Source organism: Aeromicrobium phragmitis (genome assembly GCF_003674095.1).
Taxonomy (GTDB): Bacteria; Actinomycetota; Actinomycetes; order Propionibacteriales; family Nocardioidaceae; genus Aeromicrobium; species Aeromicrobium phragmitis.
Window position 1 is genome coordinate 43,660 of the sequence record NZ_RDBF01000012.1, and the last position, 18,098, is coordinate 61,757.

Here is an 18,098-nt window from a genome sequence, read left to right on the forward strand (position 1 = left end):
CGGCAGCCCCCTTCGTCATGCTCGTGGTCGAAATCTACCGCTCGGTGTCGAGGGTCGACTCACCTTCCACGCCGAAGTCGGGATCGACCTCGACGCCGGTCTCGCCGGTGTCGTCGCCGGGAGCCTCGGGCGTCGACGGCGTCTGGGCCACGGAAGCGTACATCTCCTCGCGCGGCTCGACCGGCACGCGCAGGCTGACCTGGTCGCCGGAAGCGAGGGTGAGGGTCATCGAGACGTAGTAGCCGGCGCGGACGGCCGGGCTCTCGACGAAGATCTCGCCGGCCTCGCCCACCGGCACCAGGACCTCCGCGGGGAGGCGGAGCGTCCCGGGAAGGACGGCCTCCACGGACTGGCCTTCCTCGGGTGTGACCTCGACGGACTCGACGATCCGCTCGTCCTCGCCGCGGGCCAGAAGGGCACCGGAGAAGGTGGCGGTGCCGTCGCCGTTGTCGACGAAGAGGCCGTTGTAAACCTGCACGGGCGCATCGAGATCACGAACGTTGGCACCGATGCCGGGCTGGTACTGCTGGTTCGTCTGGGCGTTGAAGCTGGTGCCGCACGCGGACAGCACGAACGGAGCGGTGGCGACCAGGGCGGTGGCGGCGAGGCGGCGTCGTCGAAGGCTCACGATGGCATCGTATCGGAGGGCGTTCCGCCCGGGGGAAATGGCCGGGAACTGGCTCGCATTCCCGTGTTATCCTAGTCACCTAGGAAAGGTGTAATGTCTATGACTTTCACTGTCGGCGAAACCGTTGTGTACCCGAATCACGGCGCTGCAGTCATCGAAGACATCGAAACGCGAACGATCAAGGGGGAGATCCGCGAATACCTGGTTTTGAGGATCGTGGCCCAGAACGACCTCGTCGTGCGTGTCCCGGCGTGCAACGTCGACCTGGTCGGCGTCCGTGACGTGGTCGACGAAGCCGGTCTGGAGCGGGTGTTCTCGGTCCTGCGTGCCGAGCACGTCGAGGAACCGACCAACTGGTCGCGCCGGTACAAGGCCAACCTGGAGAAGCTGCACTCCGGCGATGTCCTCAAGGTCGCCGAGGTCGTCCGTGATCTGTGGCGCCGCGATCATGATCGCGGGCTGTCGGCCGGTGAGAAGCGCATGCTCTCCAAGGCCCGGCAGATCCTCGTCTCCGAGCTTGCGCTCGCGGAGAACACCAACGAGGACAAAGCCGAGACCCGCCTCGACGAGGTCCTCGCTTCCTGATCTTCGATCAGCCGACGGCGTCGTCCCTTCGGGGGCGGCGCCGTCGCCGTTTCCCTCCCGCTCTGGCAGCGCGCTCAGGGGAGCGGGTCAGGTGAACAGCATCGCGACGGCCACCGCGGCGATGCCTTCGCCGCGGCCGGTGAGTCCGAGGCCGTCCGTCGTCGTGCCGGACACCGCCACGGGCGCGCCGATCGCCTCCCCGAGCACGCGTTGCGCCTCCTCGCGGCGCGCACCGATCCGCGGCCGGTTGCCGATCACCTGCACGCTGACGTTGCCGATTGTGAAACCGGCCTCGCGGACCCGCCGCGCCGTCTCGGTGAGGAACGTCGCGCCGGAGGCGCCGGCGAACTCGGGAGCGGCGGTGCCGAAGTGCTGGCCGATGTCGCCGAGAGCCGCCGCAGACAGCAGCGCATCGACGATCGCGTGCGCTGCGGCGTCTCCGTCGGAGTGTCCTTCGAGTCCGAGTTCTTCGTCGGGCCAGGACAGTCCGGCGAGCCACAGCTCACGGCCGGAGACGAGCCGGTGGACATCGGTACCGAGTCCGACACGTGGAACGAGCGCCATGCCCGAAACCCTAGTGGTCCACGCCGATAGGGTTGAGCTGTGACGCTGCATCTCTTCGACTCCGCGACCCGGCGGATCACGCCGCTCGACCCGGTGGTGCCGGGCCGCGTCGGGATCTACCACTGCGGGCTCACGGTGCAGGGTCCGCCGCACATCGGCCACATCCGCAAGGAGGTCGTGTTCGACGTCCTGCGGCGGTGGCTCGAGCGCGCCGGGTACGAGGTGCGGATCATCGCCAACGTCACCGACATCGACGACAAGATCCTCGCCAAGGGCGCGGAGACCGGCGAACCGTGGTTCGCCGTCGCCTATCGCAACGAGCGCGCTCTGCACGCCGCGTACGAGGTGCTGGGCTGCCAGCCGCCGACGTACGAGCCGCGCGCCACCGGGCACGTGCCGGAGATGATCGGGATGATCGCGGCCCTGATCGAGCGAGGCCATGCCTACCCGGCTGAGGACGGCTCCGGCGACGTCTACTTCGACGTGCGCTCCTGGCCCGCATACGGCGAACTGTCCAACCAGTCCGTCAACGACATGCAGGCTGCTCCCGACGCTCCGCTGGAGGGCAAGCGCGACCCCCGTGACTTCGCTCTGTGGAAGGGGCACAAGGAGGGCGAGCCAGAGTCGGCCTCCTGGCCCACCCCGTGGGGCCGTGGGCGTCCGGGCTGGCACCTCGAGTGCTCGGCGATGGCGGCCAAGTACCTCGGCCCCGAGTTCGATATCCACGGTGGGGGACTCGATCTTCGGTTCCCGCACCACGAGAACGAGCTCGCGCAGTCGCGTGCCGCGGGCCAGCCGTTCGCGCGCATCTGGATGCACAACGCGATGCTCAACCTCGGCAACGCCAAGATGAGCAAGAGCGTCGGCAACACGCTCATGGTCAGCGAGGTCGTCAAGCGCGTGCCGCCGATCGCGCTGCGGTACTACCTCGTGGCCGCGCACTACCGCTCGATCATCGAGTTCAGCGAGGAGGCGCTGGCCGAGGCGGCCACCGCGTTCTCGCGCATCGAGGGTTTCGTCCGGCGGGCCGCAGAGCTCGTCGGGCCGTGTGACGACGGCAAGATCCCCGACGCCTTCGCCGCGGCCATGGACGACGACCTGTCCGTGCCCGCCGCGCTCGCGGTGCTGCAGGAGACCGTGGCCGAGGGCAACAAGCTGCTCGGAGGCGGCGAGCCGTCCGGGCTCGCCACGGCCCTCGGTGCCGTGCGGGCGATGCTGGACGTACTCGGCTTGGACCCGCTCGACCCGATGTGGGCGTCCTCGAGCACCGACACCGCTGTCGAGGACGCGCTCGCGGTCCTCGTGCAGCGTCTCATCGATCAGCGAGCCGAAGCGCGTGGCGCGAGAGACTTCGCCACCGCCGACCGAATTCGTGACCAGTTGGCTGCAGCCGGCGTCGAGGTGGAGGACACTCCGCAGGGCGCGCGCTGGAGCCTCAAGGAGGGAGAGCGCTGATGCCAGGCAACAGCCAGCGTCGAGGCGCCATCAAGAAGTCAGGCAAGGGCAACCCGACCGCCGGATCCGGTGGTCGCCGTCGCCGCAGCCTGGAAGGCAAGGGGCCGACGCCGCGCGCGGAGGAACGCCCCAATCACAAGAAGTACAAGATGGTGCGCGCTGAGGAGAAGCGCCAGCAGAGCAAGCCGCGCCGCAAGGCAGGTGATGGCGGCGCCGAATGGGTGGCGGGCCGGAACTCGGTCGTCGAGCTGCTGCGGGCCAACGTTCCGGTCAACGGCGTCTACGTCGCCGAGGGCACGGAGCGCGACGAACGGCTGCGGGAGATCTTCCGACTCGCCGCCGAGCAGCACATCGCGCTGTTGGAGGTCGGCCGCCCGGAGCTCGACCGGCTCACCGGCGGTGCCGTGCACCAGGGCATCGCAGCCAAGCTGGACGCCTACGAGTACGCGCACCCCGACGACCTGCTGGGACGCGCTGAGGAACTCGGTGAGCCGCCGCTCATCGTCATGCTCGACGGGATCACCGATCCGCGTAACCTCGGCGCCATCGTGCGGTCGGCGTCCGGATTCGGCGCGCACGGCGTGGTGATCCCCGAGCGGCGTGCGGCGCAGATGACCGCGGCCGCCTGGAAGACCTCGGCCGGTGCTGCGGCGCGGGTCCCGGTGGCACGGGCCACCAACCTCACCCGGCAGCTCAAGGCGTATCAGGAGGCGGGCCTCATGGTCGTCGGCCTGGCCGCCGACGGTGACGTCGAACTGCCGGCGCTCGATCTCGCGGACGGTCCGCTCGTTGTGGTGATCGGCAGCGAGGGCAAGGGACTCTCGCGGCTCGTCAGCGAGACCTGCGACCAGCTCGTCAGCATCCCGATGTCGAGCGACCTCGAGTCGCTCAACGCCGGCGTCGCGACCGGAGTTGCCCTCTACGCCATCGCCCGCGCCCGCGTGTAGGTGGTCTCGCTCTGTGGCGGCTGCGGGCGACTCGCCGCTCGACCAGTTATCCCGGTCGTAGGTGGTCGAGTAGGCCGGAGCGCTAGCGGAGTGCCGTATCGAGACCAGGTTGCGTGAGTTGGTCTCGCTCTGTGGCGGCTGCGGGCGGACTCGCCGCTCGGCCAGCTGTCCCGGCCGTCGGTGGTCGAGTAGGCCGGAGCGCTAGCGGAGTGCCGTATCGAGACCACGTTGCGTCAGCTGGTCTCGCTCCGTGGCGGCTACGGGCGGACTCGCCGCTACTCGACCAGCTGTCCCGGCCGTCGGTGGTCGAGTAGGCCGGAGCGCTAGCGAGACCGGGTTGCGTGAGTTGGTCTCGTTCTGTGGCGGCTGCGGCGGACTCGCCGCTCGATCAGCTGTCCCGGTCGTAGGTGGTCGAGTAGGGCGGAGCGCTAGCGGAGTGCCGTATCGAGATCAGGTTGCGTGAGTTGGTCTCGTTCTGTGGCGGCTACGGGCGGACTCGCCGCTCGACCAGTTATCCCGGTCGTCGGTGGTCGAGTAGGCCGGAGCGCTAGCGGAGTGCCGTATCGAGACCAGGTTGTGTGAGCTGGTCTCGACACGTGGCGGCTACGCCCTCATTGCCACGGATCCATTGCGCCCTCGTTGCGGGTCCTGAGTAGCCGCGAGGAACGAGCGGCGTATCGAAGGGCGCCGTCACTCGACCACCTACGGCCCGGGGAGGGTCAGTCGTCGTCGTGGTCGACGTCGACGATCGTGAAGTTCTCGTCGAGGTCGATCTCGTATTCGCTGCCGTCGTCCATCGTCACCTCCACCTCGTACTCGTGGCGGTCGTCGTCGTCGCTCTTCTCGGCCTCGGTCACCCGGCCGCCGCCGGTATGCGCGAGGGCAGCGTCCGCGGCACGCTGCAGCGTCTCTCCGGTGAGATCGTCGCGATCGTCGTCGTCATCGCGAAGATCGATGCGTCCGTCGTCGTGACGGTCGTCGGAGCGACCGTCGGCGTCGGGGGCGGTGCTCGGCGATGCCGAAGACGTCGAGCGGGTGATCTCGGGGATGTCGTCGCGGTCGTCGGTCGAGGCGAGCGCGTATCCGGCTCCTCCGGCGATGATGGCGGCAGCGGCTCCGGCGGCGATGATGGTCTTCTTCATGGCACTCAACTCCTGGGTCGAACGGGTCAGTGCTACCACTCTCCGCGGTGGCCGCTGAACGCTCCCTGAAGCTTGCTGAACGTGCTTTCAGGCAGGCAGGCGCAGGGTGAAACGGGCCCCGCCCAGTGTGCTGTCGTCGACGCGCACGTCGCCGCCGTGTGCCCGCACGACCTCCGCCACGATGGCGAGGCCCAGGCCGCTGCCGCCCGCGTCACGGGCGCGGCCCTCGTCGAGCCGCACGAAACGCTCGAAGACGCGCTCCCGATCACCCACGGCGATGCCGTCTCCGTCGTCCTCCACGGTGACGACAACCGTTCCGGGTTCCTCGCGTACAGAGAAGGCGACCGTGCTGCGGGCGTGCCGCGCCGCGTTGTCGGCCAGGTTGCGGAACACCTGCCCCAGCAGGCGCAGGTCGCCCTGCAAGCGCGCAGGAGCGATTCCGGAGCCGTCGACGGTCCGGGCCGTGGACGACCGCAGCCGTCCCACCTCCGCGACCGCGAGGTCGTCGACGTCGACGGGCTCACGCCGCAGCGCGAGCCCGTGCTCGTCGGAACGCGCGAGGACGAGCATCGCCGAGACCAGCCCCTGCAGGCGCTCGGTCTCCGCGATGACCGTCGTGGGTAGGTCGAGATCGCGGTCGGGGTACCGCTGAGCGACCTCGGCGTGCTGGTGCATCGCGGCGATGGGGGAGCGCAACTCGTGGGAGGCGTCGGAGATGAAGCGGCGCTGTTGCTCCGACGAGGCCTCGAGCCGGTCGAGCATGGCGTTCATCGTGCGCGCGAGCCGGCCGAGCTCGTCGCGACCGGGCGGGACCGGGACGCGCCGGCTGAGATCGGCCGCGTCGATCTGTTCCACTTCGGCGCGCATGCGATCGACGGGACGCAGCGCCCGGCTGACGGTCAGCCACGTCACGCCGGCGACGAGCGCGAGCAGCACCGGCACGGCCAGCCACAACAGCCGCCGCGTGGTCGCCACCGATTCGTCGACCTCGTCGAGCGGGACTCCGAAAGCGAGGACGCCGTCCTCCGTGGGGGTGGTCACGACGACGTAGCGGTCCTCCTCGACCGCGATCACGCGCTGATCCCGCTCCGGCGAGGTGATCGGTCCGAGCCCCGCCGCACCCGCGTTGCTGGCCCGTACCGTGCCGTCGGAGGACAGCAGCTGGGCGAGGTCCTCGTCATCGACCCCGACGAGCAGCCCGTCGTCGTCATCGAGGTCGCGCGCCATCGCCGAGGCCGACCGTTCCGCGGCATCGGCGGTGGAGGCGATGAGCGACCGCTCCAGCGACCACGTGAACAGGACCGCGCCGAGGGCGAGGACGGCGGCGACGATGAGGGTCGCGCCGATCGTGATGCGGGCGCGAAGCGAGGACACGCTCACCCTCCGTTCGCGGCCAGCCGGTATCCGGCGCCCCGGATGGTCTCGATCGCGCCGCGCTCGAACGGACGGTCCACCTTGTTGCGTAGATGCCGTACATAGACCTCGACGATGTTCGGGTCGCCGTCGAAGTCGAAGTCCCACACGTTGCCGAGGATGTCGGTCTTGGACACCACCTCGCCCTTGCGGCGCAGGAGATATTCGAGGACCGCGAACTCCCGGGAGGTCAGCTCGACCGGAGTCTCACCGCGATGCACGGCGCGCGTGGAGGGGTCGAGGGTGAGGTCACCGGCGGCGAGCGTGGCCGGCCGAGAGCCGCGACCGCGCCGGATGAGCGCGCGTACCCGGGCGAGCAGGACGTCGAAGGAGAACGGCTTGGTGAGGTAGTCGTCGGCGCCGGTGTCGAGCGCCTCGATCTGATCCCAGTCGCCGTCCTTGGCGGTGAGCATGAGGATCGGCGACCACACCTCGTGGTGACGCAGCGCTTCGCACACCTTGTAGCCGTTCATGCCCGGAAGCATGATGTCGAGGACGATGACGTCGTAGGTGTTCTCGCGGCCGAGCCACAAGCCGTCGGTGCCGGTGTGGGCGACGTCGACGGCGAAGCCCTCGGCCTCGAACCCTGCCTTGAGCCCGCTCGCGAGCCGGACTTCGTCCTCGACGACGAGAATGCGCACGTCCCGATCCTGGCAGAAGCTCGCTGAAGCGCCGCTGAAAGAACGCGTTGAGTGTGACGTTTGGCAGGTGAAATCGACGAATTCACCTGCCAAACGTTCCCCCAAGCACTCGCTTCGCTTCGTGCAGGGCGGTGCCCCCACACTCAACGCGTGGGGGACCGATCAGCCGAAGCGACCCTGGATGTAGGCCTCGGTGGCGGGATCCTCGGGGTTGGAGAACATCTTCTCGGTCGGACCGTGCTCGACGAGCCGGCCGGGCTGTCCCACGCCGGCGAGGTTGAAGAACGCGGTCGTGTCGGACACGCGCGCCGCCTGCTGCATGTTGTGGGTCACGATGACGATCGTGTAGTCCTTCTTGAGCTCGTGGATCAGATCCTCGATGACGCTCGTCGAGATCGGGTCGAGCGCCGAGCAGGGCTCGTCCATGAGCAGAATCTCAGGCTGAGTGGCGATCGCGCGAGCGATGCACAGGCGCTGCTGCTGGCCGCCGGACAGGCCCGAGCCGGGACGGTCCAGACGATCCTTGACCTCGTTCCACAGGCCGGCGCTGCGCAGCGAGCGCTCGACGATGTCGTCCGCCTCGGACTTCTTCATGCGCTTGCTGTTGAGCTTCTGCCCGGCCAGCACGTTCTCGGCGATCGACATCGTCGGGAACGGATTGGGGCGCTGGAAGACCATGCCGATCATCCGGCGGACGTTCACCGGGTCCATGTCGTCGGCGTAGAGGTCCTGACCGTCCACGAGGACCTTGCCGTCGACACGGGCACCGCGGATGACCTCGTGCATGCGGTTGAGCGAGCGCAGGAACGTGGACTTGCCGCAACCGGACGGGCCGATGAACGCGGTCACCGAGCGGGCGGCGACGGGGATCGTCACCCCCTCGACGGCGAGGAAGTCGCCGTAGTAGATGTTCAGATCACTGACGTCGATGCTCTTGGCCATTGGATTTACCGCTCTCCCTTGGGGCTGAAGAAGTACGAGACGAGCCGGGCTGCGAAGTTCAGCAGCATGACGATGATGAGCAGCACCAGCGCCGCTCCCCAGGCTCGCTCGATGCTGGGTCCGGGCGGGACGCCCGGGGTGATGATCGAGAAGTAGGTGAACACCGGCAGCGTGGCCATGCGTCCGTCGAACAGGTTGAAGTTCACCGAGTCGGTCAGACCGGCGATGATGAGCAGCGGGGCCGTCTCACCGATGACGCGGGCGACGGCCAGCGTCACACCTGTCACGATACCCGCCAGCGCGGTGGGCAGGACGACCTTGACGATCGTGCGCCACTTCGGCACGCCCAGGGCGTACGAGGCCTCGCGCAGCTCGTTGGGCACCAGCTTGAGCATCTCCTCGCAGGACCGCACCACGACGGGGATCATCAGCACCGAGAGCGCCACCGCACCGCCGACGCCCATCCGCACGCCCGGACCGAAGAAGATCACGAAGAGTGCGTAGGCGAAGAGACCGGCGACGATCGACGGGATGCCGGTCATGACGTCGACGAGGAAGCGGATCCAACGCGCCAGGCGCTTCCCCTCGCCGTACTCGATGAGGTAGATCGCCGTGAACAAGCCGATCGGCACGGAGATGGCCGCCGCGGCCGCCGTGATCAGCAAGGTCCCCATGAGGGCGTGATAGATGCCGCCGCCCTCGCCGAGGACGTTGCGCATCGAGTAGGTGAAGAAGTCACTGCTGAGCACGGGCGCGCCGCGCGTGACGACCGTCGTGAGGATGCTGCCGAGCGGGAACAGGGCGATCACGAACGCGGTGGTCACCAGGAGCGTCACGAAGCGGTCGGTGGCCTTGCGCCGGCCCTCGACGAACATCGACCACAGCGGGACGATGGCGGCGACGAGCCAAGCGACGAACACGAGCCAGAACCCGACCGGCCCGAAGACGCCGACGAGGGCGAGGGCCACGGACAGGGCTCCGATGGCCTTGGGGGCCCAGGTGGGCAGGCTCCGGCCCCGCAGGCTCTTGGCGATCTCCGGGGAGGGAGTCGGGGGGCTGGTGGGCTGCAGGGTGGAAGTCATCAGTTCGCTCCCGAGAAGTCCTTGCGGCGCTCGACGATGGCGCGCGCGGCGAAGTTGACGAGGAAGGTGATGAGGAACAGGACCAGGCCGGACGCGATGAGCGCGTTGACGGTCAGGCCGGTCGCCTCGTTGAACGTCAGGGCGATGTTCGCCGCGATCGTTGACGGGTTGGTCGAGCTGATCAGGTTGAAGGTGATGACGCCGCTGGCCGACAACACCATGGCGACCGCCATCGTCTCGCCCAGCGCGCGGCCGAGGCCGAGCATCGAGGCCGAGATGATGCCCGAGCGCGCATACGGGAAGATCGCCAACCTGGCCATCTCCCAGCGCGTGGCGCCGAGGGCGAGCGCGGCTTCTTCGTGCAGTCGGGGAGTCTGCAGGAAGATCTCGCGGCACAGCGCCGTGATGACCGGCAGCACCATCACGGCGAGCACGATCGACGCGGTCAGGATCGTGCGCCCGGTGGCGGACGGGGGACCGGCGAACAGCGGGATGAAGCCCAGCGTGCGTTCCAGCCAGGAGTACACCGGCACGAGCGCCGTGGCGAGGAAGCTGATGCCCCAGACGCCGTAGACGACGCTGGGCACCGCGGCCAGCAGGTCGATGATGTAGCCGAGGGTGGAGGCGAGGCGGCGCGGCGCGTAGTGGGAGATGTAGAGCGCGACGCCGATCGCCACGGGGATCGCCAGCGCCAAGGCCAGCACCGCGGCCAGCAGCGTGCCGAAGACCAGCGGGACGACGTAGTCGATGAACGTGGTGCCGTGTTTGACCTCGTCGGGCGAGGCGAGGACGCCGGGGATGCCCTCGATGGTCAGGAACAGCGCAACGCCCGCAAGCGTCGCCAGGATCGTCAGCGCCGCGGCGATGGACGTGCCGCGGAAGATCCGGTCACCCGGCCGGGTGGGCGTCGACCGCTTGCGGGCGGTGGACTGGATCGAGGTCACAGTGGAGCCTTTCGAACGTCGCGGTGGTACTGGGCGAGAAACCCATGACCCCGGCGAAGGGTCGAACCCTTCGCCGGGATCATGACGCGTCTCTCGATCAGCTGATCGTGTCGATCGCGGACTGCACCGTCTCGCGGAAGCTGTCCGTGAGCGGAGCCGAGCCCGCGCTCTCGGAGGCAGCCTGCTGGCCGTCCTCGCTCGTGACGTACATGAGCCACTCCTTGACGAGCTCGGCCTCGGCCGAGTCCTCGTAGGACTGGCAGGCGATCATGTACGAGGCGAGCACGATGGGGTAGACGCCCGACTCGGTCGTGTTGCGGTCGATGTGCAGAGCGATGTCGGTCTCCGCGCGACCCTCGACGCGCTCGGCGGTGTCGAGCACGCGAGCCGCAGCCTCCTGCGTCGGGCCGACGTACTCCTCGCCGACCTTGACGGCGACCTGTCCGAGGTCGCCGGCCTGGCTGGCATCGGCGTACCCGATGGTGCCCTCACCGGACTCGACCGCCGCGACGACGCCCGAGGTGCCGTTGGCGGCCTCGCCGCCCTGGATGGGCCACGTCTCGACCGGACCGGCGGTCCAGCTGCCCTCCGAGGCGGCGTCCAGGTACTCGGTGAAGTTCTCGGTCGTGCCCGAGTCGTCGGAACGGTGGACCGGGGTGATCGGGCTGTCGGGCAGCTCCGCGTCCGGGTTGTCCTCGGCGATGGCCGGATCGTTCCAGGTGGTGATCGTGCCCTCGAAGATCGCACCGATGGTCTGGGGCGAGAGCTGCAGGTCGTCGACACCGGGGAGGTTGTAGATGACGGCGATCGGGCTCACGTAGGTGGGAACCGAGACGACGTCGCTGTCGTTGCAGCGCTCCTGGGCGTCGGCGAGTTCGTCCTCATCGAGGTACGCGTCCGAGCCCGCGAACGAGGTGCCACCGGCGAGGAACTGCTCGCGGCCGCCACCGGAACCGATCGGGTCGTAGTTGACCGTGACGTCGGAGTTGGCCGTCTGGAAGCCCTGCTGCCACGCGGAGACGGCGGCCTGCTGAGAGCTGGCGCCCGCGCCGTTGAGCGTGCCGGACAGGTCGCTGTTGCTCTCTTCGCCGTCGCCGGACTCGTTTCCGGCACCACAAGCGGACAGGCCGAACACAAGCGCGGCTCCGGCGCCGAGCGCCGCGGCCTTGCGCATGGACATGCGATTCACGTGGATTCCCTCTCTGGGTTTTTACGACAGGTGCCAGGTCAGCCTGACGTCAACGACGCTAAGGAGGGCAGGTGTATCGGAAGCCGAAGGCCGGTGAACGGAAGGTGAACGATGGTGAAACGTCCTCGTCACCAGCGTTCCAACGCCAGCACTTTGCCTTTGCGATGGTGTACGACCGCGGCTTCGCCGGGGTCGAGACCCGGATCGTCGAGGTCGAGGGAAGCGAACAGGTCGGGGAAGGTCGGTCGGTGCGAGCACAGCAGCACGGCCTTGTGCTCCAGCGCGTCGCGGACGACATCGCGCACCGCCTTGGGGCGGGCGTCCTCGGTCAGGTCCTCGTCGAGGTGCACGTCACGCCGGTGCGCCGTGGCGAACGGTTCGACGGTCTGGCGGCAGCGCAGCGCGGGCGAGGAGACGACCCGGCGGATGCCGAAGGCGGCCAGGGTGGGGACGATCAGCTCGGCCTCGCGAAGCCCCCGCGTGCTCAGCGGGCGGGCGAGATCATCGGGACCGTCGAACTCCTCGCGGGGTTCCGCCGTGGCGTGACGCAGCAGCACGAGGGTGCGCGTGCGGTGGGTGCCGGCGGCGACGAGGTCCTCCAGTTGGTCGAGCAGCGCGATGTCGTGGTCGTAGGTGAGCCGTTTGCGTGCTGCACGCAGACCCAGCCACGCGGTCTTGTCGATCTCCTTGCTCGGCGTGAACTCGGACTCGCCGCGGGGCCGGGCGAGCCAGTAGGAGACCTCCTTCACGCCACCGCGGACGCGGTACGTCACGGCGGGGAGCGGCCGGCCGAGTCGTACCGTCAGCCCGGTCTCCTCGTGAATCTCCCGGCTGGCGGTCACCGGCGGAAGTTCGCCGGCCTCGGCCTTGCCTTTGGGGTACGTCCAGTCGTCGTAACGGGGCCGATGGACGAGGAGAACCTCGACGCCGTCCTTCGACGACGAGGCCTTGCGCCATACGACGCCGCCGGCGGCAGGAGTGACCTTGGTCGTCGCCATGGTGAGTATTGTCCATGCTCAAGGTGTCGACGCCACCACGGAAGGGTGTGAGATGCGGCCCAGATCGGTGATGCTCGTGAGCGCGGCCCTGGCAGCACTGCTGTCCGGCTGCGGTGCGTCGGCAGTCGAGCGTGGTTCCGTGGCGCAGGCGTTGGCGGTCGCGCCCGGCGACGCCTTCGAAGCGAGCTTCACCGACTGGTCCCGCGTGAACGAGGGCGACCTCGCCTCCGCGGTGCGTGAGGGGCTACGCGATGACAGCCTCACCCGTTCGACGATCGCCCCGCAGTCGCTCGTATGGGAGCAGGTGTTCGGCTTCTCCCCTCAGTCGCTGGACTGGGAGCTGACCGCCCGAAGCGCTTCCGGAGCGATCCTGGCCTTCGGTTGGTCCTCGGCATTGTCCGACGACGAAGTACAGGCCGGTCTGGAGCAGGCCGGCTACGAGCGCGACGGGGACCGCTGGGAACTGGGCGCGGATACGGCGCTCCCGGCCTCCCTCTCCGGCGTCATGGCGGTCGTGGAGCTCGATCCGGGACGCCGCATGCTGGTGGCGGCGGACACGCCGGAGGCGTTCACTGAAGGTTCACTGCTCGATCGCCGCGGTGTCGCCGAGGTGGCGGGATCGCTCGAGGGCACGCCTCGCAGCGCGCTGTTCCAGGACGGTCCGGCGACGTGTGCGTCCGGTGGTGTGTCCGGGCGCGGCACGCAGGTCGAGGAGCAGGGGACCGAAGCTGCGCGTCGGGCCGGCAGGCTGAAGGAGCCGGTCTGGTCCGTCCGAGCGGTCGACGGTGAACGGTTCTTCGTCGCGGCCGCCTTCGACAGTCCGGCAACGGCGACCGATCAGGCTCGGGTCCGTGAACGCCTGGCCACCGGGCCGTTCATCGGGCGAGCGGGTCTCGTGGAGGACGTGCTGCGGTTGACGCGTGTGGCCACCCGCGAATCGGTCGCCATGCTCGCTTTCACCCGTGAATCGACGGGACCCTCGATGATGAGCACCACCGGCCCGCTGCTGCTCGCCGGTTGCTGACGTCCGCCCTCACTGGCCGACGCGGCCGTCGATGCACTCGCGCAGCAGGTCGGCGTGGCCGCAGTGCCTGGCGTACTCCTCGATCCGATGCACCAGCAGCTCGCGGACGGAAATCTGGTCCTTGCCCAGCCGCTCGCCGAGGTCATCGTGTCCGGCGAGGGCGGCATCGGTCGCCGCTTGCTCGCGGGAGAGTGTCTCGAAGGCGGCACCGACCTCGGCCTGATCGCCGACGACCTGGAAGTCCCCGCCACTCCCGCCGTACAGCGCCGGCTCGGGGTCGCCGTCGCTGATCCAGTTGCGCCAGTCGCGTTCCACCTCGGCGAAGTGACGGACGAGTCCGAGCAGCGACAACGTCGAGGGCGGCACCGATCGGCGAGCGAGCTGCTCGGGCGCCAGACCCTCGCACTTCATGCGCAGCGTGAGGCGGTAGTTGGCGAGGAGATCGTCCAGCGTCGCGAGCTCGCCGTCAGGGGTATCGGCGTCGGTGGTGCGTGGGTCGTCGACGGGATCGGCCCACATGTCGGGATAGACCGTCGCCTGGCTCCACCGTTCGGGCGGGATCTCGCTCATGCCGTCCATCCTCGGTGGTGGAGGGCGTCGAACGCCAGGACTCCGGTCAGGGATGATGAGGCGAGGGCATCGATGAGATGGGAGAGTTCATGAGCGCGGACCCGGCCGTGACGGGCGTGGCGAAGCTGCTGACGCTCGCGGCATCGGGCTGCCTCGTGGGAGGAATGATCTCCGGAGTCGGCTCGGTTCTCCTCGCGGTCGTCTTCGCGCTCGACGGTGCGTGGGTGCCTGCGGTCGTCACCCTGCTGGCCGGCCTCGGATTCTCGCTCATCCACCACGTGTTGGGCTTGAGCGGAATGTTCACAGCGGACGAACACACGAGGCAGTGGGATGAGGCGACGGCACGTCCACGCGGTCGACCGTCCGTCCTGCAGTCGGTCCTCCTGATGCTCGGAAGCGCGGTGCTGCTCAGCGGTGTCGTCCTCCCGCTCGCCGGTGTTGCCGCGGGTCTCATGCGGGCACTGCAAGGCGAGACGTGGTGGTCCGTGGCATTCGCGACCGGCGGCATCCCGGGCGGCACGTTGTCGGTGCTCCTCGGATTCGCGCTGATGGGGGCGGTGGAGGACCGGCGACTCGCGGCCGCCCGCGCCGGCGATTCCGCACGCTGACGACTGGGCTCGACAACGTCCGCGGGGTCAGCCCTCGCCCCCGGCGGCCAAGCCTGCGTGCAGCACGTGCGGGACGAACACGGGATTGCTCACCCAATGCGCGCGCGAACCCGCTGGGAACGGCTCCAGCTCGTCCTGCGCCCTGACGCCGTGACGTTCCAGATGAGCCGACGCCGCATCGAGGTCATCGGTGAGCAGCTCGAGCCAGACGCCCGCGCTCGCGTAGTTCTCGACCTGATCGAGCCAGAGCGTGCAGGGCCCGAACTCCATCCGAGCGGAGGTGGTCACCATGCCGTACGGCTCCGCTGCGTTCTCCACGACGTCTAGGCCGAGAACGTCGCGGTAGAACGCCACGGTCGCCGGGTACTGAGCGGCGGGGACTTTCAGGGCGATGTTGGTGCCACCGCGGAATTGGGGGATGGGCATCAGGTCTCCTCAAGGTCGATGTGCAACACGATTGTTGCACACAGCGCCCGTTCTCGGCTACCGTCGGCGCCATGACCAGCGACATCGTCCTCGACCGAATCGAGCGGGAGATCGTCATCGCCGCTTCCCGGCATCGGGTGTGGGAGCTGGTGTCCACCCCTGGTTGGTGGATCAACGACGGTGTGGTCGTCGCCCACCGGATCGAGCCGCGGGGCGACGACGCCGTGGTTCATGATCCGGTGCACGGAGCGTTCGCCGTTCGCCTGGTGGAGGCGCGTCCGCAGGAGTACCTCGCGTTCCGCTGGTACAGCGGCCCCGACGCCGAGAGGCGGCTGCAGCTGACCGCGTCGACCCTCGTGGAGTTCTTCCTCGCGGACGCCGCCGGCGGGGGTGTGGTGCTACGGGTCGTCGAGAGCGGCTTTGCGGCACTCGACGAACCGGCCCGCATGCGCCGGCGCATGGTCGATGACAACACCGAGGGGTGGGGCGTGGAGCTGCGCGCCGCGCAGCGTCACCTCGAGGTGAGCCGATCGTGAGTCCGGCGGCCGGAATCGTCGACGTGTGCGCCGCGCTCGGCGACCCCACCCGGTGGCAGGTCCTCGAACGGCTCGGCTCCGGACCCGCCTCCGCCTCGCGGCTCGCGACCGAATTGCCGGTCACCCGGCAGGCGATCGCCCGCCATCTCGAGGTGCTCGCCGACTGCGGGCTCGTCGAACGCGAGCGGGTCGGGCGAGAGGTGCGCTACCGCGTCGTAGGGTCGGCGCTGACCACGGCAGCCCGCCGACTGGACGCGATGGCCGAAGCCTGGGATCGCCGACTCGAACGTCTCCGCGATCTCGCCGAGCGGGAGTGATGCGTTCGGGGCGTCAGTCCCGTCGCGAGCGCCGCGACTTCGCCTGGTCGATGAGCATCGCCTGGACGTCGTTCTCGCCGTAGCGGGTCCACCCGCCTTCGGAGTCCAGGTGCCAGGACATCGTCTCGGGGGCGGCCATCGTGGCGAGCAGGGACTCCAGCTGCTCGATGTGTTGCGGTGACGGCACGCGGACGAGGACCTCGACCCGGCGGTCGAGGTTGCGATGCATGAGGTCGGCCGAGCCGATCCAGACCTCGGGGTCGCCGCCGTTGGCGAACCAGAACACGCGGCTGTGCTCGAGGAAGCGGCCCAGGATGCTGTGCACGCGGATGCGTTCGCTGAGCCCGGGCACGCCAGGCCGCAGCGCGCAGATGCCGCGCACGATGAGGTCGATCTCCACTCCCGCTCGCGACGCCTCGTACAGCGCGTCGATGACCACTTCGTCGACGAGAGAGTTGAGCTTGATGCGCAGTGCCGCGTCACGACCGGCGCGGGCGTGCTCGATCTCGCGCTCGATCCTCTTGACGAGCCCGGAGCGCACGTCGTGCGGGGCGACGAGCAGAGCGTCGTAGTCGGTGTTGTGGGCGTACCCGGAGAGGTTGTTGAACAGCTCGGTCAGGTCGTGGGTGATGGCCGAGTTGGCGGTCAGCAAGCCCAGGTCCTCGTAGTAGCGGGCGGTCTTCGGGTTGTAGTTGCCCGTGCCGATGTGGGCATACCGGCGCAACCCGTCCTTCTCGTTGCGGATGACGAGGGCGAGCTTGCAATGCGTCTTCAAGCCGACGAGCCCGTACACCACGTGACAGCCGGCGCGCTCGAGCTTGCGGGCCCAGCGGATGTTCGCCTGCTCGTCGAACCGTGCCTTGATCTCGACCAGCACGAGTACCTGCTTGCCGGCTCGAGCGGCGTCGATGAGCGCGTCGATGATCGGCGAGTCGCCGGACGTGCGGTAGAGCGTCTGCTTGATGGCCAACACCTGCGGGTCGGCGGCGGCCTGCTCGATGAAGCGCTGCACGCTCGTCGCGAAGGAGTCGTACGGGTGGTGCACGAGCACGTCACGCTTCTTCAACGCGCTGAACATGTCGGCCGGGCTGGCCGTCTCGACCTCCGCCAGATGCGGGTGCGTTCCGGCCACGAAGGGCGGGAACTGCAGTTCGGGCCGGTCGACGTCGGCGATCTGGTTGAGCGATCGCAGATCCAGCGGGCCGGGGAGCCGGAACACTTCTTCGTCGCTGATCCGCAGCTCCGTGACGAGCAGGTTGAGAATGTCCTCGCTGATCGTGTCCTCGACCTCGAGCCGGACCGGCGGGCCGAACCGACGCCGCAGCAACTCCTGCTCGAGGGCCTTGAGGAGGTTCTCGGCGTCGTCCTCCTCGACCTCGAGGTCCTCGTTGCGGGTGACGCGGAAGATGTGGTGCGCGAGGACCTCCATGCCGGGGAACAGCATGTCGAGGTGCGCGGCGATGATCTCCTCGAGCGGCACGTAGCGGTCGGGGGAGGCCTCGATCCAGCGGTCGATGATCGGCGGCACCTTGACCCGGGCGAAGTGCTCCTTGCCCGTGGCCGGGTTGCGCATCAGCAGGGCGAGGTTGAGCGACAGCCCGGAGATGTACGGGAACGGGTGCGCGGGGTCGACGGCGAGCGGCGTGAGGACGGGGAAGACGCGGTCGCGGTAGAACTCCGTGATCCGCTCCTGCTCGTCCTCGGTGAGATCGCGCCACTGGAGCAGCTCGATGCCCTCCGCGGCCAAACCGGGGACGATCGTCTCGCGGAACAGTTCGGCCTGGCGCTGCATCAGCTCGTAGCTGGCGCGCAAGCTCTCCGAGAGCACGCGGCGCGGCTTGAGGCCGCTCGCCGACGGAACCGCGACCCCCGCCGCGATGCGTCGTTTGAGCCCGGCGATGCGGACCATGAAGAACTCGTCGAGGTTGCTGCCGAAGATCGAGGTGAACCGGACGCGTTCCAGCAGGGGCAGCGAGTCGTCCTCAGCGAGCTCCAGCACTCGGGCGTTGAACGCGATCCATGACAGCTCGCGGTCGAGGAACCGGTCGTCGGGCAGGCTGCCCGCGAGCGGATCGAACGGTGGATCG

The 18,098-nt window shown here is 68.8% G+C and carries 20 protein-coding genes; 7 read left to right on the plus strand and 13 right to left on the minus strand.

Annotated features, from left to right (window positions below):
- Window positions 1–34: 34 nt before the first annotated feature.
- On the minus strand, window positions 35–628 hold the full coding sequence (locus tag D9V41_RS13795) for a hypothetical protein (RefSeq protein WP_121795164.1): 594 nt from the start codon (window positions 626–628) through the stop codon (window positions 35–37).
- Between the two features lie 99 nt (window positions 629–727).
- Here D9V41_RS13795 and D9V41_RS13800 point away from each other — a divergent pair, with 99 nt between their 5' ends.
- Window positions 728–1,213 carry a CarD family transcriptional regulator gene (locus D9V41_RS13800; protein ID WP_121795165.1) on the plus strand — a complete coding sequence of 162 codons (486 nt, stop codon included), beginning with the start codon at window positions 728–730 and terminating at the stop codon, window positions 1,211–1,213.
- A gap of 87 nt (window positions 1,214–1,300) precedes the next feature.
- On the opposite strand, the gene ispF is transcribed toward D9V41_RS13800, so the two are convergent.
- The gene (gene ispF, locus D9V41_RS13805; RefSeq protein ID WP_121795166.1) at window positions 1,301–1,777 is read right to left on the minus strand and encodes a 2-C-methyl-D-erythritol 2,4-cyclodiphosphate synthase; all 477 of its coding nucleotides are present in this window, start codon (window positions 1,775–1,777) and stop codon (window positions 1,301–1,303) included.
- Between the two features lie 39 nt (window positions 1,778–1,816).
- On the opposite strand from ispF, the gene cysS reads away from it, so the two are divergent.
- Both cysS and rlmB read left to right on the plus strand, forming a co-directional pair.
- Window positions 1,817–3,232: a cysteine--tRNA ligase gene (cysS, locus tag D9V41_RS13810; RefSeq protein WP_121795167.1), complete on the plus strand. Its 1,416-nt coding sequence runs from the start codon at window positions 1,817–1,819 to the stop codon at window positions 3,230–3,232.
- A complete protein-coding gene (rlmB, locus tag D9V41_RS13815) occupies window positions 3,232–4,179 on the plus strand; it encodes a 23S rRNA (guanosine(2251)-2'-O)-methyltransferase RlmB (RefSeq protein ID WP_121795168.1) in 948 nt (315 codons plus the stop codon). The genes cysS and rlmB overlap by 1 nt, the downstream gene beginning before the upstream one ends.
- A 719-nt stretch (window positions 4,180–4,898) precedes the next feature.
- Here rlmB and D9V41_RS13820 read toward each other — a convergent pair.
- From D9V41_RS13820 to D9V41_RS13855, 8 genes are all read right to left on the minus strand, one after another.
- Entirely contained in the window at window positions 4,899–5,321 is a 423-nt protein-coding gene (locus tag D9V41_RS13820) for a PepSY domain-containing protein (RefSeq protein WP_121795169.1), read from the minus strand.
- An 87-nt stretch (window positions 5,322–5,408) separates the two neighbouring features.
- Window positions 5,409–6,695, minus strand: coding sequence for a sensor histidine kinase (locus D9V41_RS13825; RefSeq protein WP_208006869.1), 1,287 nt, complete (start codon window positions 6,693–6,695; stop codon window positions 5,409–5,411).
- Window positions 6,696–6,697: 2 nt separating this feature from the next.
- Window positions 6,698–7,375 carry a response regulator transcription factor gene (locus D9V41_RS13830; protein WP_121795171.1) on the minus strand — a complete coding sequence of 226 codons (678 nt, stop codon included), beginning with the start codon at window positions 7,373–7,375 and terminating at the stop codon, window positions 6,698–6,700.
- 162 nt (window positions 7,376–7,537) lie between these two features.
- Window positions 7,538–8,317, minus strand: a complete 780-nt coding sequence (gene pstB, locus D9V41_RS13835; protein ID WP_121795172.1) for a phosphate ABC transporter ATP-binding protein PstB — start codon at window positions 8,315–8,317, stop codon at window positions 7,538–7,540.
- A gap of 5 nt (window positions 8,318–8,322) precedes the next feature.
- Window positions 8,323–9,399: a phosphate ABC transporter permease PstA gene (pstA, locus tag D9V41_RS13840; RefSeq protein WP_121795173.1), complete on the minus strand. Its 1,077-nt coding sequence runs from the start codon at window positions 9,397–9,399 to the stop codon at window positions 8,323–8,325.
- Window positions 9,399–10,343 carry a phosphate ABC transporter permease subunit PstC gene (gene pstC / locus D9V41_RS13845; protein ID WP_208006870.1) on the minus strand — a complete coding sequence of 315 codons (945 nt, stop codon included), beginning with the start codon at window positions 10,341–10,343 and terminating at the stop codon, window positions 9,399–9,401. The genes pstA and pstC overlap by 1 nt, the downstream gene beginning before the upstream one ends.
- A 97-nt stretch (window positions 10,344–10,440) precedes the next feature.
- On the minus strand, window positions 10,441–11,523 hold the full coding sequence (gene pstS / locus D9V41_RS13850) for a phosphate ABC transporter substrate-binding protein PstS (RefSeq protein WP_121795174.1): 1,083 nt from the start codon (window positions 11,521–11,523) through the stop codon (window positions 10,441–10,443).
- A gap of 137 nt (window positions 11,524–11,660) precedes the next feature.
- On the minus strand, window positions 11,661–12,530 hold the full coding sequence (locus tag D9V41_RS13855) for an NUDIX hydrolase (protein ID WP_121795175.1): 870 nt from the start codon (window positions 12,528–12,530) through the stop codon (window positions 11,661–11,663).
- Between the two features lie 52 nt (window positions 12,531–12,582).
- Here D9V41_RS13855 and D9V41_RS13860 point away from each other — a divergent pair, with 52 nt between their 5' ends.
- Window positions 12,583–13,554, plus strand: a complete 972-nt coding sequence (locus tag D9V41_RS13860) for a hypothetical protein (RefSeq protein WP_133434199.1) — start codon at window positions 12,583–12,585, stop codon at window positions 13,552–13,554.
- Between the two features lie 9 nt (window positions 13,555–13,563).
- On the opposite strand, the gene D9V41_RS13865 is transcribed toward D9V41_RS13860, so the two are convergent.
- Window positions 13,564–14,124: a DinB family protein gene (locus D9V41_RS13865; protein WP_121795261.1), complete on the minus strand. Its 561-nt coding sequence runs from the start codon at window positions 14,122–14,124 to the stop codon at window positions 13,564–13,566.
- A gap of 89 nt (window positions 14,125–14,213) precedes the next feature.
- Between D9V41_RS13865 and D9V41_RS13870 the strand changes: the two genes are divergently transcribed.
- Window positions 14,214–14,732 (plus strand): hypothetical protein, encoded by a 519-nt coding sequence (locus D9V41_RS13870; protein WP_133434200.1) that lies wholly within the window; start codon window positions 14,214–14,216, stop codon window positions 14,730–14,732.
- A gap of 27 nt (window positions 14,733–14,759) precedes the next feature.
- Here the strand turns inward: D9V41_RS13870 and D9V41_RS13875 are convergent, their stop codons facing one another.
- Window positions 14,760–15,158, minus strand: a complete 399-nt coding sequence (locus D9V41_RS13875; protein WP_121795178.1) for a VOC family protein — start codon at window positions 15,156–15,158, stop codon at window positions 14,760–14,762.
- 71 nt (window positions 15,159–15,229) lie between these two features.
- On the opposite strand from D9V41_RS13875, the gene D9V41_RS13880 reads away from it, so the two are divergent.
- The gene (locus D9V41_RS13880) at window positions 15,230–15,694 is read left to right on the plus strand and encodes an SRPBCC family protein (RefSeq protein WP_121795179.1); all 465 of its coding nucleotides are present in this window, start codon (window positions 15,230–15,232) and stop codon (window positions 15,692–15,694) included.
- Window positions 15,691–16,011, plus strand: coding sequence for an ArsR/SmtB family transcription factor (locus tag D9V41_RS13885; protein ID WP_121795180.1), 321 nt, complete (start codon window positions 15,691–15,693; stop codon window positions 16,009–16,011). The genes D9V41_RS13880 and D9V41_RS13885 overlap by 4 nt, the downstream gene beginning before the upstream one ends.
- A gap of 13 nt (window positions 16,012–16,024) precedes the next feature.
- Here the strand turns inward: D9V41_RS13885 and D9V41_RS13890 are convergent, their stop codons facing one another.
- Window positions 16,025–18,067 carry an RNA degradosome polyphosphate kinase gene (locus D9V41_RS13890; RefSeq protein ID WP_208006873.1) on the minus strand — a complete coding sequence of 681 codons (2,043 nt, stop codon included), beginning with the start codon at window positions 18,065–18,067 and terminating at the stop codon, window positions 16,025–16,027.
- Between the last annotated feature and the right edge of the window lie 31 nt (window positions 18,068–18,098).

Bases quoted from the DNA above. Each gene is read 5' to 3' on its own strand.
- D9V41_RS13800 (WP_121795165.1), top strand. From the start codon at position 728: ATGACTTTCACTGTCGGCGAAACCGTTGTGTACCCGAATCACGGCGCT.
- pstS (WP_121795174.1), bottom strand. From the start codon at position 11,523: ATGTCCATGCGCAAGGCCGCGGCGCTCGGCGCCGGAGCCGCGCTTGTG.
- D9V41_RS13875 (WP_121795178.1), bottom strand. From the start codon at position 15,158: ATGCCCATCCCCCAATTCCGCGGTGGCACCAACATCGCCCTGAAAGTC.
- D9V41_RS13870 (WP_133434200.1), top strand. From the start codon at position 14,214: ATGAGCGCGGACCCGGCCGTGACGGGCGTGGCGAAGCTGCTGACGCTC.
- D9V41_RS13865 (WP_121795261.1), bottom strand. From the start codon at position 14,124: ATGAGCGAGATCCCGCCCGAACGGTGGAGCCAGGCGACGGTCTATCCC.
- rlmB (WP_121795168.1), top strand. From the start codon at position 3,232: ATGCCAGGCAACAGCCAGCGTCGAGGCGCCATCAAGAAGTCAGGCAAG.
- D9V41_RS13860 (WP_133434199.1), top strand. From the start codon at position 12,583: ATGCGGCCCAGATCGGTGATGCTCGTGAGCGCGGCCCTGGCAGCACTG.
- ispF (WP_121795166.1), bottom strand. From the start codon at position 1,777: ATGGCGCTCGTTCCACGTGTCGGACTCGGTACCGATGTCCACCGGCTC.
- D9V41_RS13855 (WP_121795175.1), bottom strand. From the start codon at position 12,530: ATGGCGACGACCAAGGTCACTCCTGCCGCCGGCGGCGTCGTATGGCGC.
- pstB (WP_121795172.1), bottom strand. From the start codon at position 8,317: ATGGCCAAGAGCATCGACGTCAGTGATCTGAACATCTACTACGGCGAC.
- D9V41_RS13820 (WP_121795169.1), bottom strand. From the start codon at position 5,321: ATGAAGAAGACCATCATCGCCGCCGGAGCCGCTGCCGCCATCATCGCC.
- D9V41_RS13880 (WP_121795179.1), top strand. From the start codon at position 15,230: ATGACCAGCGACATCGTCCTCGACCGAATCGAGCGGGAGATCGTCATC.
- pstA (WP_121795173.1), bottom strand. From the start codon at position 9,399: ATGACTTCCACCCTGCAGCCCACCAGCCCCCCGACTCCCTCCCCGGAG.